The sequence below is a fragment of the Thalassovita mangrovi genome, from assembly GCF_009857745.1.
In the GTDB taxonomy this organism is placed as follows: Bacteria; Pseudomonadota; Alphaproteobacteria; order Rhodobacterales; family Rhodobacteraceae; genus Thalassobius; species Thalassobius mangrovi.
In genome coordinates, this window is record NZ_WWEN01000001.1 from 134718 (window position 1) to 149820 (window position 15103).

Sequence of the window (15103 nt, forward strand, 5' to 3'; positions counted from 1 at the left end):
GCGGCAACCCGTCTGCGCAAGCGGAGGAAAGAGACCATGTTCAATGCATTGATCGTCGACAAGGACGAAGACGGCAACACCCATGCGGGCGTCAAGCAGATCGGCCTGGACGATCTGCCCCATGCCGAGGTGACCGTCGCCATCGATTATTCCACGGTGAATTACAAGGACGGGCTGTGCATCGGTCCGGGCGGCGGTTTGGTGCGTCATTACCCGCATGTGCCGGGTATCGATTTCGCCGGCACCGTCGAGGCGTCCGAGGACGACCGCTACAAGCCCGGCGACAAGGTGGTGCTGACCGGCTGGCGCGTGGGCGAAGCGCATTGGGGCGGCTATGCCCAGAAGGCGCGGGTCAAGGCCGATTGGCTGGTGCCGTTGCCCGAGGGGCTGAACACCCGCCAGGCGATGGCGGTGGGCACCGCGGGATTGACCGCGATGCTGGCGGTGATGGCGCTGGAAGATCACGGGATGGAAAAGGAACACGGGCCGGTTCTGGTCACCGGGGCCGCGGGCGGCGTCGGATCGGTGGCAACCGCGATCCTGGCCCATCTGGGATACGAGGTGGCGGCGGTCACCGGGCGGCCGGAACAGGCCGATTACCTGAAAGGTCTGGGCGCCACCACCATCGTGCCGCGCGAGGAATTCGCCGAAGTCACCCGCAAGCCGCTGGAAAGCGAACAATGGGCCGGCTGCGTCGACGCGGTGGGCGGGGTCATGCTGGGCCGGGTTCTGAAGCAGATGAAATACGGCACCTCGGTCGCGGCCATCGGGCTGGCCGGCGGCGCGGCGATCGAGGGCGCGCTGATCACGCCCTTCATTCTGCGCGGGGTGAACCTGCTGGGCATCGATTCCGTGATGCAGCGCTATGACAACCGGGTGCGCGCCTGGAACCGCATCGTCACCGACCTGCCGATGGACAAGCTGGAAGCGATGGTGCAGCCCGCGACGCTGTCCGATCTGCCGAAACTGGGGGCGGAAATCCTCAAGGGCCAGGTCAAGGGCCGTATCGTGGTCGATGTGAACGGCTGACCCGTCATCATGGGCGGAAGCGTTATTAAATTGTGCGCTTCCGCGCGCCTATTTTCATTCTTTGGAGAGGCGACGCGGACCGCAGGCCGGGCGCTGTTGGGCGCGGGCGGCGGAATTTGCTGAGAAGCGGTTCAGGGGCAGGTCTGCCCTGAACGCGCCTTGTCCAGGGTTTGGGCGATTCCCCGCCGCGTCAAGGACGGGCCGCCCGTTCCGGGCGGTCGCCTGCGGCGATCCTTGACCCGTCGCGGAATCACCGGCAAATCTAAGCGCATGACATTAGACATCGATTTTGTGCGGGCGCAGTTTCCCGCTTTTGCCGAACCCGCGCTGCAAGGCCAGGCGTTTTTCGAAAACGCCGGCGGGTCCTATACCTGCGCGCCGGTGATCGACCGGCTGACCCGGTTTTACCATCAGCGCAAGGTGCAGCCCTATGGCGCTTTCGAGGCCAGTCGCCTGGGCGGGGAAGAAATGGACGAGGCGCGAAGCCGCCTCGCCGCGATCATGGGGGTGGAGACGGACGAGCTGAGCTTCGGCCCCTCGACCACGCAGAACACCTATGTTCTGGCGCAGGCGTTCCGGCAATGGATGCAGCCGGGCGAGGCGATCGTGGTCACCAACCAGGATCACGAGGCCAATACCGGCCCCTGGCGGCGGCTGGCCGATGAGGGGATCGAAATCCGCGAATGGCAGATCGATCCGGCGACCGGGCATCTGGACCCGGCCGATCTTGAAAATCTGCTGGACGAAAAGGTGCGGCTGGTCTGTTTTCCGCATTGTTCCAACGTGGTGGGCGAAATCAATCCGGTGGTGGAAATCACCGCCATGGCTCATGCCGCCGGCGCCTTCGTCTGTGTCGACGGGGTCAGTTACGCGCCGCACGGGCTGCCCGATGTCGGGCTGCTGGGGCCCGATATCTACCTGTTTTCGTCCTACAAAACCTATGGGCCGCATCAGGGCATCATGGTGATCCGCCGCGCCCTGGGCGAGGTGCTGCCGAACCAGGGGCATTATTTCAACGGCGGCGTTCTGTACAAACGCTTCACCCCGGCAGGGCCGGATCACGCGCAGGTGGCCGCCTGTGCCGGGATCGCGGATTATTACGATCTGCTGGCCGATCACCACGGCATCGGCGGCAGCGACGAGGACAAGGGCAGGGCGCTGCATGACCTGATGCGCGATCACGAAACCGCGCTGCTGCAGCCGCTGCTGGATTTCCTGAAATCGCGCAACGATCTGCGGCTGTTGGGCCCGTCCGACGCCGCCACGCGCGCGCCCACCGTGGCGATCGACGCGGGCCGCGCGGCCAAACCGCTGGCCGAGGCGCTGGCGCAGCGCGGGATCATGGCGGGGGGCGACGATTTCTATGCCGTGCGGGCGCTGCAGGCGATGGGCGTGGACTCGCAACGGGGCGTGCTGCGGCTGAGCTTCGTGCATTACACCAAAAGCGCGGAAATCGACCAGTTGATCGGGGCGCTGGACAGCGTGCTCTGACCGCCTAGATACCGGGGATGGCCGTGCAAGATATGACCGCCCGAAAACCCGTTATCGTCTGGATCCGCCGCGATTTGCGACTGGCGGACAATCCCGCGCTATTGGAGGCCGCCCGGACCGGGCGGTCGGTGATCCCGGTGTTCATCGCCGACGGGACGCTTGCCGGGCTGGGCGCCGCGCCGGAGTGGCGGCTGAAACTGGGGGTGCAGCATTTCGCCGAAACCCTGCGGCGGACGGGCAGCCGATTGCTGTTCCGCCAGGGCGAGGCCCTGCCGGTTTTGCGCGCGCTGGTGGCGGAAACCGGGGCGACAGATGTTTACTGGAACCGCGCCTATCACCCCGATGAGATCGCCCGCGATAGCGAGGTGAAATCCGAGCTGAAAGCGATTGAAATCACGGCGAAAAGTTTCCCCGGAAACCTGATATTCGAACCCTGGCAGGTACAGACGGGCGCGGGCGGATTTTATCGCGTCTTCACGCCGTTTTGGAAAAACGCGCGCGGGCTGCCGGTGTCCGACGTGATGCCCGCGCCGCAAACCCTGCGGGTGCCGGATCACTGGCCGGCATCGGACAATCTGGCGGCCTGGGCCTCACGGCATCGGATGAACCGCGGCGCGGCGATCGTGGCGCCTTACCTGTTGTTGGGGGAACAGGCGGCGCAGCACCGGTTGCAGGCGTTTTGCGACGAACGGCTGCAGGATTACGCGCGCGACCGGGATTTCCCCGCCAAGCCCGCCACCTCGGGGCTGAGCGAACCGCTGGCCTATGGCGAAATCAGCCCGCGCCAGATCTGGCAGCGGGCGAAGGTGCTGTGGGAACAGGGCGTCGGCGGGGCCGAGACCTTCCTCAAGGAACTGGTCTGGCGCGAATTCGCCTATCACCTGATGTATCACACGCCGCATATCCTGACCCGAAACTGGCGTGCGGAATGGGATGCATTCCCTTGGAATACCGACGAAAATCACCCGCATGTCATTGCCTGGAAACAGGGGCGCACCGGCATGCCCTTCGTCGATGCGGCGATGCGGGAACTGTACGTGACGGGGCGGATGCATAATCGCGGCCGGATGATCGTGGCCTCCTACCTGACCAAGCACCTGATGACAGACTGGCGGATCGGCCAGCGCTGGTTCTCCGACTGCTTGACCGATTGGGATCCGGCGTCGAACGCGATGGGCTGGCAATGGGCGGCGGGATGCGGCCCCGACGCCGCACCCTATTTCCGCGTGTTCAATCCCGAAACCCAGTTGCAGAAATTCGACCCTGGCGGAACCTACCGCCACGCCTGGATCGCCGAGGGCGATTTATGCGCGAGTGAAACTGCTCAATATTACTTTAAGGCGATTCCCCGAAGCTGGCACTTGCAGGCCGGGAATACCTATCCGGCCCCCGTCGTGACGGTCAAGGACGGGCGGGAAAGGGCGCTTTCGGCCTATGAAACGCGTTCATTCTAGCGAAATGTAACGAAATTCTTGCCCGAAAAGGATTTTCTTGCCAGCCTGTACTCGGAGTACCGAGGGGGAATTGCCGATGATCCTGACGACGACCGAGAACCAAAGTGATTTGCCGCGCTATTTCGCGAAAGTATTTGAAATCGCGAACCGGATGGCCAAGGGGCGGCTGGACTTCGTGATGCCCGACGGGCGCATTTTCCGCGCCGAGGGGAAACAGCCGGGCTATGTCGCGGAATTGCGGGTCAAGAACGCAGACACGTTCGCGCGGCTGATCCGCGAGGGCGACCTTGGATTTTGCGACGCCTATCTCGAAGGCTGGTGGGACACGCCGGACCTGCAGGCATTTTTGGACCTGATGCATGGCGGCAATGACGAGGTCTATGAAGGTTTCCCCGGCATGTTCCTGGTGCGCGCCTATGAACGGATGCGCCATTGGATGAATTCCAACACCCGTAAACAGGCGCGCAAGAACATCAGTTATCACTACGACCTGGGCAACGATTTCTATGCGCTGTGGCTGGACGACACGATGACCTATTCCAGCGCGCTGTTCAAAACCGGGCAGGAAAGCCTGGAGGCGGCGCAGACGGCGAAATATGCCTCTATGGTGGATCGGATGGGGGCGCGCCCCGGCGATCACGTGCTGGAAATCGGCTGCGGCTGGGGCGGGTTCGCCGAATATGCCGCCAAGGAACGCGGGCTGAAGGTCACCGGGCTGACCATTTCCGAAGAACAGTTGAAGTACGCACGGGAACGTATTGAAAAGGCAGGGCTATCTGACCGTGTCGACCTGCGGCTGCAGGATTACCGCGATGAAAAGGGCCAGTATGACGGCATCGCAAGTATCGAAATGTTCGAAGCGGTGGGCGAAAAATACTGGCCGGTCTATTTCGACACGGTGCGCGAGCGTCTCAAACCGGGCAAGAACGCCACTCTGCAGATCATCACCTTGCAGGAAAAGCGTTTTGAAACATACCGTAAAGGCGTGGACTTCATTCAAAAATACATCTTTCCCGGCGGCATGTTGCCAAGCCCGTCGGCACTGCGGAGCGAGATTTCCAAGGCGGGACTGACCGAGGTCGGATCGTTCGAATTCGGCGACAGCTACAGCCAGACGCTGCGGCGCTGGCACGACCGGTTCAACGCCCGCTGGGATGAGGTCGCCGCACTTGGCTTCGACGACCGGTTCCGCCGGATGTGGAATTTCTATCTGACCTCTTGCGCCGGGGCCTTTCATGGCGGCAACTGTGACGTGACGCAGATCACAATCCAGAGGCCCGAAAACGGATGATCCGGTTCATGCCCACCGCCGCCAAGCTGACCTCGGCGATCCTGATGGCCGCGCTGGCATGGTTCGTATCCGACCTGATCCGCCCCTTGATGCCAGATTCAACGCAATTCGGCTGGTTCAACTACGTCAACGCCGCGCTTGGGGCGATTGTCGGCTGGCGCAGCATCGGCGCCAAGGTCGGCGAGGGGCTGTTCATGGCGATCAGCAACGGCATCACCGGCATCGCGGTGCTGATCTTCTTCGGGCTGTTTTTCCATTCGCTCTACGAAATGCTGCACCTGTCGATGCGCCGGATGTATTCCAACCCGCTGGCCGGGATCGAAGACATGTTCCGCATCGGCGCCGAATTCGGCGCGGTGCTGATCGACCCGCTGGTCGTCGGGGTCTTGATCGCGGGGGGAATCGCGGTTGCCATTATCGCCGAACTGATCAATAGCATTTGGCGATAAACCTGCTGATTTCCGGGACCGAACCGTCATGAATGCCGTTTTCGTCTATGGCACGCTGCGCCATCTACCGTTGCTCGAATCCGTGCTGGGCCATGCCGTCCCGGACTTGCGCCGCATCCCGGCGAAACTGCCCGATCACCGTGTTTGCCTGGTCCGCGGCCAGGCTTTCCCGATGATTTTCAACGCCCCGGGCGACGCGGCCGAGGGGCTGCTGCTGCACGGGCTGAGCGCGGCAGATGTCGCGCGGCTGGATTTCTATGAACAGGTCTTCGGGTATACTCTGCACCCGGTCGAGGTGGACAGCGACACCGGCCCGGTCGAGGCGCTGATCTGGACTCCGCCGGACAATACCTATGAACCGGGCGACGCTTTCGACCTGGCGCAATGGGCAGATCAGTGGGGCCGGATCAATTGCCGCGCGGCGCAGGAAGTCGTGAGCTATCATGGCCAGAAGCTGCCCGAGGAAGTGGGCCGCATCTACGCCATGATCCATGCCCGCGCCTCCAGCTGGGTCTATGCCCGTGACGAGGCGCCGACGGAAACCCCAAGCGGGCTGGGTGAGGAGGACGTGATCAGCCATGACACATCGCGCCCCTATGCCAATTATTTCGCGGTCGAGGAACAGCAGCTGCAATTCCGCAAATTCGGCGGCGGGATGAGCGCGGAGGTGCAGCGCGCCTCCTTCGTGTCCACAGACGCCGCGCTGGTGCTGCCCTATGATCCGAAACGCGACCGGGTGCTGCTGCTGGAACAGTTCCGCATGGGCCCCTGGGCGCGCGGCGATCGCAGCCCCTGGCAATTGGAGCCGGTGGCGGGCCGGGTCGATCCCGGCGAGAGCCCTGAAGACTGCGCAAGGCGCGAGGCGCTGGAAGAGGCCGGGCTGGATTTGCAGGGTCTGGAGCTGATCCATCGCGGTTATCCCTCGCCGGGCTGTTCGTCGGAATTCTTCCATGTTTACCTTGCCTTGGCTGACCTTCCTGATCATGCGCAGGGCACCGGCGGGGTCGATGGGGAACACGAAGATATCCGCAGCCATGTGTTGTCCTTCGACGCCGCTATGGAGATGCTGGACAGGGGGCAGTTGCGGGTGATGCCGCTGGCGATGGCGCTTTTGTGGCTCGCACGGAACCGTGATCGTTTGCGCGCCGAAGCTTGAGGTCCGGCCCAAGCGGGCCTAAACCATGTCAGGAACGACAAGGGAATTTACGAAATGCGCATTGCACATGACCTGGCCGAAGCCGTTGGCAACACGCCGCTGATCCGCCTGAAACGGGCGAGCGAGGAAACCGGCTGTGATATTTACGGCAAGGCCGAGTTCATGAACCCGGGCCAGTCGGTCAAGGATCGCGCGGCGCTGTTCATCATCCGCGATGCCATCGCCAAGGGGCAGCTGAAACCGGGCGGCACCATTGTCGAGGGCACGGCCGGAAACACCGGCATCGGCCTGGCGCTGGTCGGCGCGTCGATGGGGTTCAAGACCGTGATCGTGATCCCCGAAACCCAGAGCCAGGAAAAGAAGGACATGATCCGTCTGGCCGGCGCGCAACTGGTCGAGGTGCCGGCGGCGCCCTACAAGAACCCCAACAACTACGTGCGCTATTCCGAACGTCTGGCCAAGGAACTGGCCAAGACGGAACCGAATGGCGTGATCTGGGCCAACCAGTTCGATAACGTCGCCAACCGGCAGGCCCATATCGAAACGACGGGTCCCGAAATCTGGGAACAGACCGGCGGCAAGGTCGACGGGTTCATCTGCGCGGTGGGATCGGGCGGCACGCTGGCGGGGACCGGCATGGCGCTGCAGCCCAAGGGCGTGAAGATCGGCATCGCCGACCCGATGGGTGCGGCGCTCTACAGCTATTACAAGACCGGTGAATTCAAATCCGAGGGCAGCTCGATCACCGAAGGGATCGGGCAGGGGCGGATCACTGCCAACCTCGAAGGCTTCACCCCCGATTTCGCCTATCAGATCCCCGATGACGAGGCGCTGCCGGTCGTCTTCCGCCTGCTGGAGGAAGAGGGGCTGTGCATGGGCGGATCGACCGCGGTCAATATCGCCGGCGCCATGCGGATGGCCAAGGAGATGGGGCCGGGCCACACCATCGTGACGATGCTGTGCGATTTCGGCAGCCGCTATCAGTCGAAACTGTTCAACCCGCAATTCCTGGCCGAAAAGAGCCTGCCGCAGCCCGGATGGCTGGTCCGCGACATGCCGACCCCGCCGTCGGTCTTCGAGACACCGTAAGATCATGGCGGGCGCGGGGATGAAGCGATGGGTCTGGGCGCTGTGGCTGGCGATCGGCCTCGCCTTGTCCGCCGCTGCCGGTGCCACAGCCCAGCAGGCGGCCCTGTCGAGTTCCGCCGAGACGCTGGATTACGCGGCCTGGGACAGCACCGCGCAGCGTGCCGAGGCGGCGGTCGAGGCGGGCAAGGCTTCGAACAAGGCGCTGGAAGGCCTGCGCGCCGAGATCGTGACCTGGCGCGAACAGTTCCTACAGGCTCAGGACACCCACGGCGAACGCATCACCACGGTGCAAAGCCAGCTCGACGTGTTGGGCCCGGCGCCCGAAGACGGCACGGAAAGCAGTGAAATCGCAACCCGGCGCGCCGAGCTGAACGCCGAACTGGCGCGGCTGCAGGCGCCGGTGCTGGCCGCCGCCGAAGCCTATTCCCGCGCCAACGGGATCGTCAGCGAAATCGACGACATCATCCGCACCCGCCAGGCCGAGGCCTGGGTGTCGCTGGGGCCGTCGCCGCTCAACCCGCTGCACTGGCAACCGGCGCTGTCGGAAATGTTCGACGGGCTGAGCCTGATCGGCAGCGAGTTCCGCGGCAACTGGGACAATGAACTGCGCCGGTTCCAGTTCCGCGATCAACTGCTGGTGATCGTGCCGCTGGCGCTGATCGGGCTGGTGCTTTTGCTGCGTGGCCGCAGTTGGTCCGCGCGCGCCCTGCGCCATTTGCAGACCCGCCCCAGACGGGGAAGCGATGTCTGGAACTTCGTGTTGTCGCTGGGGCAGGTAGTCGTGCCTTTCGTCGGGTTGAACCTGCTGGTGACGGCGGCGCTGCAAACCGGTTTTGCCGGGCTGCGGCTGGAACGGCTGCTGAGCGCGGTGCCCTTCTTCGGCGCGGTGCTGCTGATCGTGGGCTGGATGAGCGACCGATTGTTCCACGGATTGCCGCAGCAGACCGCCCCTCTCGACGTTCCCGACGAGCTCAAACCGGCGGCGCGGCATCAATGCATGGGGCTGGCGCTGCTGCTGGTTCTGGCGCTGGCACTGCGGATGTTCTGCGACGTGTCCGGCATCAGCGAAGAAACCGCCGCCGTGCTGGCCTTCCCGATCACCCTGCTGACCGGGCTGGCGCTTCTGCGGATGTCGCGGTTCCTGCGCCGCCGCCTGGTGCCGCCGCCCGGCGAGGATGCCGAACCCGGGCGCTACCGGGTGCGGGCCCTGCGGATGCTGGCGCAGGCCGCCGCCGTGGTCGGGACGATCAGCCCGGTGCTGGCCGCCATCGGCTATCGCGGTGCGGCCGAAGGGTTGCTTTACCCGTCGGTGATGACCATCGGGGTGCTGGCGCTGGTGCTGGTCCTGCAGCATTTCGTCGAAGACCTTTACGCGCTGCTGTCCCGCGGCAACGGCGAACGCGGCGAAGCCCTGGCGCCGGTGCTGATCGGGTTCCTTCTGGCGCTTGCCGCGCTGCCGGTCCTGGCTCTGGTCTGGGGCGCGCGGGTGGCCGACCTGACCGAATTGTGGAGCCGGTTCCTCGAAGGGGTGCAACTGGGCGGTACCCGGATTTCCCCCGCCGATTTCCTGACCTTCGCGCTGATCTTCGCCATCGGCTATGTCTCGACCCGCATCCTGCAGGGGGCGCTGCGCTCCACCGTGCTGCCCAAGACGCGGATCGATGCGGGCGGACAGAATGCCATCGTGGCGGGCACCGGTTACGTGGGCGTGACCATCGCGGCGCTGGTGGCGATCACCGGGGCGGGGATCGACCTGAGCTCCATCGCCATCGTCGCCGGTGCGCTGTCGGTCGGTATCGGTTTCGGGCTGCAGAATATCGTGTCGAATTTCGTGTCGGGCATCATCCTGCTGATCGAACGCCCGGTCTCCGAGGGCGACTGGATCGAGGTCGGCGGCGAAATGGGCTATGTGCGCGATATCTCGGTCCGTTCGACCCGGATCGAAACCTTCGACCGCACCGATGTGATCGTGCCCAATTCCGACCTGATCAGCGGCCGGGTGACCAATTACACCCGCGGCAACACGGTGGGGCGGGTGATCGTGCCGGTTGGGGTGGCCTATGGCACCGACACCCGGAAGGTCGAAGCGATCCTGCGCGACATCGCCAATGCCCATCCGATGATCCTGGCCAATCCCGAACCGTCGATCCTGTTCCGCGGCTTCGGCGCGGATTCGCTGGATTTCGAAATCCGCGCCATCCTGCGCGACGTGAACTGGAGCCTGTCGGTCAAATCCGACCTGAACCACGAAATCGCCCGCCGCTTTACCGAGGAAGGGATCGAAATTCCCTTCGCGCAGCGCGATATCTGGCTGCGCAACCCCGAGGCGCTGCGCGGTACCCCGCCCGAAGACGAAGATCAAGGAGACACCTGATGACCCGCCCGTTGTTCCGCGAAGATGCCTATATGCGTTCGGCCAAGGGGGTGGTGACGTCGCACACGCCCGAAGGCGGGATCGTGCTGGACCAGACGGTGTTCTATGCCACCGGCGGCGGCCAGCCGGGCGACAGCGGCCGGATCAGCTGGCCGGGCGGTTCGATGTCCATCGCCACCACGGTGAAGGGCGAGGGCGACGATATCGTACTGGTGCCCGCCGAACCGGGCGCGATGCCGCCGGTCGGTACGCAGGTGAATCAGGAACTCGACTGGGACCGGCGTCACCGCCACATGCGGGTGCATACCGCGCTGCATCTTCTGTCGGTGGTGCTGCCTTTCCCGGTCTCGGGCGGCAGCATCGGCGCGGAAAAGGGGCGGCTCGACTTCGACATGCCCGAGGCGCCGGAGGACCGCGACGCGGTGGCGGAGGCGCTGAACGATCTGGTCGACCGCGACCTGCCGGTGACCGAGGACTGGATCACCGATGACGAATTGCGCGCCAATCCCGGCCTGGTCAAGACCATGTCGGTGATGCCGCCGATGGGCCAGGGCAAGGTGCGGCTGGTGCGGATCGGGCAGGGCGAAGATCAGATCGACCTGCAGCCCTGCGGCGGCACCCATGTGGCGCGCACCGGCGAAATCGGCCGCCTGGTTCTGGGCAAGATCGAAAAGAAGGGGCGGCAGAACCGCCGGGTGTCGGTGCTGCTCGACGGCTGAGGCTTACTTTTCGTCTTTGGGCGCGGGGGCCTGCGACGGCGCGGCGGCGTCGTCTTCCGGCAGGCCCTGGCGCGACAGCAGGATCGCGATCGGCCGCAATTCGGGCACCTGGCTGCAGATGATCATCATCGCCACCATGATCGGCACCGACAGGAACATCCCCGGCACGCCCCAGACCGCGCCCCAGAAGGCCAGGTTGATGATGATCCCGAAGGAGCTGAGCCGCAAAGCGCGCCCCATCAGCATCGGGTCGATGATGCTGCCGTTGACGAACTGGATCACCCCCACGACCACGAAGATCGCCGCGGTCGGCGCCGGCTGGCCGGTCTGCACATAGGTGACCAGCGCCACCAGGACGGTGGCCACGATCGACCCGATATTGGGGATGTAGTTCAAAACGAAGGTCAGGATGCCAAGCGCGGCCGCGAGGTCGAGATTGAACGCCTTGGCCACCACGAAGACCATGCCGCCGGTCGCCACGCTGACCAGGGTCTTGACCAGCAGGTAATAGTTCACCCGGTGGATGATCGTGCTCATCACCTTTCCGACCCGTTCGGCCTGATCCTCGTCGCCGAAGAAATTCACCAGCTTGGTGGAAAACCAGATCCGTTCGGCGAACAGGAAGCCGACGAAGAGGATCACCAGCACCGTCGCCGACATCAGGTTGCCGGCCTGGCTCGCCCCGGTGCGCAGGTAAGACGTGATGTCGACCGAACTGACCGAATTGAACACCGCCTGTTCCACGTCATGGCCGAGCCAGGCGAACATCGCCGCCACCGCCTTGGGCGCGCTTTCGGCATAGGACAGGGTGGTGGTCAGCACCGTGTTGATCTGGCTCAGGATGATCGAGGTCGAGGTCAGCAAAGCCGCCGAGATCAGCACCAAAGCGGTCACCGAGGCGACCAGGTTGGGAATGCGGATCGGCCCGATCTTCTGGCGCGCGATGAAGTTGATCGCGTCGCTGGTCAGCGAAAACAGCACGATGGCGGTGGCCAGCGAAATCAGCAGGAACCGCGCCTGCACCAGCAGGAACAGCACCACCGCGAAGGCGATGATGATCAGCGCCCCGGTCTGCACCCGCTGCAGCTGCGTGCGGCCCTGATCCTGAATCGGAATCTGGCGCGGGCGCAGGCTGTGTCGGGGGTTTGGCGTCATGTTTTGGGACCTTGGTGAGGGGATTTCCGTCTTGGTCGAATATGTGCCATGCAGAAAGCAGATACAACGGCCAGAAAGCGGGCCGTTACGGGCTTGCAATCCCCCCGTTTGTGACGGTATAGCACCCCCTACGGAGAGGTGGCCGAGTGGTCGAAGGCGCACGCCTGGAAAGTGTGTAGGCGGGAAACCGTCTCCAGGGTTCGAATCCCTGTCTCTCCGCCATCATCCTTGCTTCTATTTGTTAATTTTCCGCGACTGGCGGTTTGGTGACGGTTTTGGCGCCCGTGCCACTATTTCGCGCAGATCGCGAACAGCCCCGCGCGTGAGGTGATGCCGAGCTTGGCATAGGCGCGCTTGCGATAGGTGACGACGGTCGAGGCCGCGATGCCCAGATCGGCGGCGATCGCCTCGGCCTTCTGGCCCGACAACACGCCAAGGCAGACCGCGCATTCGCGTTCGCTCAGCACCGCCAGCGGCGGCGGCGGGCCGTCTTCGCTCATCCGTTCGAAATGCATCAAGGCCAGCCGCCCGGCCAGCCGGGCCAGATCGGCGTCGCAATGCGCCTTTGTACCCTCCGACTGATACAGGCTGACGAAAAGGCGCAGGCGGTCGCCGGCGGCGATCAGTGTCGTCTTGGCCTTTAACCCCGGCTCGTCGAAGAAGATGCGGCGATAGTCATCACCCATCTCGGCCCCGATTCCGTCGAGGCGGTGCAGCGTCACCGTGCCCGGTGCGGCCTGGCGCAGCTCGGGCAGCAGCGGGTCCTGCAAGAACCAACCGTCGAGATAGCTCGCCGCCAGCTTCCCGGCCAGCACCGAATGGCTGAAATGGCGCGACAGCAGGCAGCGCGCGTGGTCGCCGTCGATGGCGAAGACCATGATCTGATCGACGCCCATGGTTTCGACGAAATCGGCGAAGGCGGCGGCGAATTCCCCGGTGCCGATCCGGGCGAGGCAGGTGTCAACGTGATGGGCGAGCGAAGTCATGGCTTCCCTTACCATGTCCCCCTGTGAAGGGGACAGACAATGCGCGGGGATTTCCGTTACATACCGGGTCAAGCCAAGAGGGAGGACAAAGATGAGGCCAGCCGGACGCAGCGAGACGCAATCGCTCTATTTCACCTATCCGCATTTCGACCCGCCGCAGGATCGCGCCGGGCTGTCCGATGCCGCGCCGGTCGCCATCGTGGGCGCCGGGCCGGTCGGGATGACGGCGGCGCTGGCGCTGGCCAAGCATGGTGTGCGCTCGGTCCTATTCGACGCCAAGGACACGTTCAACGACGGCAGCCGCGCGATCTGCGTCGCAAGGCAGAGCTATCACATCCTGGAAGACATCGGAGCGGTGGACCCGTTCCTGGAAAAATCGCTGCCCTGGACCACCGGGCGGACGTTTTATCGCGGGCGGCAGATTCTGGAATTCGACATGCCCGACAGCGCGCGGGAAAAATACCGCCCGATGTACAATATCGAGCAGCAATATATCGAGGAATATCTGTGGGAGGCGGTTGTCCGCGAGCCGCTGATCGACATGCGCTGGCAAAGCCGGGTGAGCGGGGTGGAGGATGCCGACGGTGCGGTCATCCTGACAATCGAGGACCCGCTGGGGACGTATCGGATGCAAGCCGACTGGCTGCTGGCCGCCGACGGGGCGCGCAGCGCGATCCGGCAGATGCGCGGGCTGCGGCTGCGCGGGGAAAATTACGAAGGCCGCTATGTCATCGCCGATGTGCAGATGGATCACGATTACCCGACCATCCGCCGGGCGCTGTTCGATCCCGATTGCAGGCGCGGCGGCACCATCCTGGTGCACAAGCAGCCCGACAATATCTGGCGCATCGATTACCAGCTGCACGACGACGAGGACGATGCCGAGGCGATCCGCGAGGAAAACGTGCGCCAGACGGTGGCGTCGGTTTTGCAGGAAATCGGCCATACCGGCGACTGGGACCTGGAATGGTGGAGCATCTATTCCGCCAACACGCTGGCGCTGGACGATTACCGCGACGGGCGGGTGTTCTTCATCGGCGACAGCGCCCATATCGTGCCGATTTTCGGGGTGCGGGGGCTGAACAATGGCTTGGCCGATGCCCATAACATCGCGTGGAAACTGGCCTTCGTGATGCAGGGCAGGGCGGGGGCGCCCCTGCTGGACAGCTACACGCCCGAACGGCGCGGCGCGACGCTGGATGTGTTCGCCAACGCGTCGAAATCGGCGCGCTTCATGACGCCGCCCAGCCCCGGCTGGCAATTGATGCGCGACGCGGCGCTGAACCTGGCGCTGAGCCATCCCTTCGCCGGGGAACTGGCCAATCCGCGCCAGATGACGCCCTATACCTATGCCGACAGCCCCGCCGTGTCTGCCGATGATCCCGGTTTCAGCGGCGGCCCGGTGCCCGGTGCCGTTTTGCCCGAGGCGCGGGTGCGTGACGGGTTCCTGACCGATCTGCTGGGCGGCGGCTTCACGCTGCTGAGTTTCGACGAAGGGCTGGCGCAGGGCGTTGCCGACCTCGATCTGGACGTGGTTGTGCTGGACCCGGGGTCGGAAGCGGCGCAGGTCTTGGCCGCCGGTCCGCACAGCGCCTATCTGGTCCGTCCCGACCTGCATATCGCCGCCCGCTGGATGCGGGCCACGCCGGAAACCCTGCGCGCGGCCTACGTCCGCGCCACCGCGGGAGAGAGCAAATGACACCTACCGAGGTCGAAACCATCTATGAGGCGCTGGCCAACCGGCTGGATGAACTGGGGGCGGAGAAGCGCGAGCTGTACCTCGCCAAGCTTGCCCTGCTCATGGCGCATGAACTGGGCGATGCGCCACGCGCGCTTGCGCTGATTGCCGAGGCCGCCGAGAACCTCGACGTGTGAAACGAAAAGAAACGGCGCCGAGGCGCCGTTTCCTT

13 protein-coding genes and 1 tRNA gene are annotated in these 15103 nt (G+C 64.4%); 12 read left to right on the top strand and 2 right to left on the bottom strand.

The window, feature by feature from the left end:
- The first annotated feature begins 36 nt into the window (after positions 1-36).
- From acuI to GR167_RS00695, 9 genes are all read left to right on the top strand, one after another.
- Positions 37-1029 carry an acryloyl-CoA reductase gene (gene acuI / locus GR167_RS00655; RefSeq protein WP_160971514.1) on the top strand — a complete coding sequence of 331 codons (993 nt, stop codon included), beginning with the start codon at positions 37-39 and terminating at the stop codon, positions 1027-1029.
- A 270-nt stretch (positions 1030-1299) separates the two neighbouring features.
- Complete coding sequence (locus GR167_RS00660; protein WP_160971515.1) at positions 1300-2520, top strand: aminotransferase class V-fold PLP-dependent enzyme; 1221 nt, start codon at positions 1300-1302, stop codon at positions 2518-2520.
- Positions 2521-2537: 17 nt separating this feature from the next.
- Entirely contained in the window at positions 2538-3974 is a 1437-nt protein-coding gene (locus GR167_RS00665; RefSeq protein ID WP_306419536.1) for a cryptochrome/photolyase family protein, read from the top strand.
- Between the two features lie 76 nt (positions 3975-4050).
- Entirely contained in the window at positions 4051-5265 is a 1215-nt protein-coding gene (locus GR167_RS00670) for an SAM-dependent methyltransferase (protein ID WP_160971516.1), read from the top strand.
- On the top strand, positions 5262-5714 hold the full coding sequence (locus GR167_RS00675; RefSeq protein ID WP_160971517.1) for a TrgA family protein: 453 nt from the start codon (positions 5262-5264) through the stop codon (positions 5712-5714). Before GR167_RS00670 ends, GR167_RS00675 begins: the two co-directional genes overlap by 4 nt.
- Before the next feature lie 28 nt (positions 5715-5742).
- Positions 5743-6870 carry an NUDIX domain-containing protein gene (locus tag GR167_RS00680; RefSeq protein ID WP_160971518.1) on the top strand — a complete coding sequence of 376 codons (1128 nt, stop codon included), beginning with the start codon at positions 5743-5745 and terminating at the stop codon, positions 6868-6870.
- A gap of 54 nt (positions 6871-6924) precedes the next feature.
- Entirely contained in the window at positions 6925-7959 is a 1035-nt protein-coding gene (locus GR167_RS00685; protein WP_160971519.1) for a cysteine synthase A, read from the top strand.
- Positions 7960-7978: 19 nt separating this feature from the next.
- Entirely contained in the window at positions 7979-10333 is a 2355-nt protein-coding gene (locus tag GR167_RS00690) for a DUF3772 domain-containing protein (RefSeq protein WP_160971520.1), read from the top strand.
- Positions 10333-11052, top strand: coding sequence for an alanyl-tRNA editing protein (locus tag GR167_RS00695; protein ID WP_160971521.1), 720 nt, complete (start codon positions 10333-10335; stop codon positions 11050-11052). Before GR167_RS00690 ends, GR167_RS00695 begins: the two co-directional genes overlap by 1 nt.
- A gap of 3 nt (positions 11053-11055) precedes the next feature.
- Here the strand turns inward: GR167_RS00695 and GR167_RS00700 are convergent, their stop codons facing one another.
- Positions 11056-12207, bottom strand: a complete 1152-nt coding sequence (locus GR167_RS00700) for an AI-2E family transporter (RefSeq protein ID WP_160971522.1) — start codon at positions 12205-12207, stop codon at positions 11056-11058.
- Between the two features lie 132 nt (positions 12208-12339).
- On the opposite strand from GR167_RS00700, the gene GR167_RS00705 reads away from it, so the two are divergent.
- Positions 12340-12429: transfer RNA gene (locus tag GR167_RS00705), tRNA-Ser, on the top strand.
- A 68-nt stretch (positions 12430-12497) separates the two neighbouring features.
- On the opposite strand, the gene GR167_RS00710 is transcribed toward GR167_RS00705, so the two are convergent.
- On the bottom strand, positions 12498-13193 hold the full coding sequence (locus GR167_RS00710; protein WP_212769787.1) for a helix-turn-helix transcriptional regulator: 696 nt from the start codon (positions 13191-13193) through the stop codon (positions 12498-12500).
- Between the two features lie 91 nt (positions 13194-13284).
- Here GR167_RS00710 and GR167_RS00715 point away from each other — a divergent pair, with 91 nt between their 5' ends.
- Positions 13285-14892 (top strand): FAD-dependent monooxygenase, encoded by a 1608-nt coding sequence (locus tag GR167_RS00715; RefSeq protein WP_160971524.1) that lies wholly within the window; start codon positions 13285-13287, stop codon positions 14890-14892.
- Positions 14889-15068, top strand: coding sequence for a DUF2783 domain-containing protein (locus GR167_RS00720; RefSeq protein ID WP_160971525.1), 180 nt, complete (start codon positions 14889-14891; stop codon positions 15066-15068). Before GR167_RS00715 ends, GR167_RS00720 begins: the two co-directional genes overlap by 4 nt.
- Positions 15069-15103: the final 35 nt, after the last annotated feature.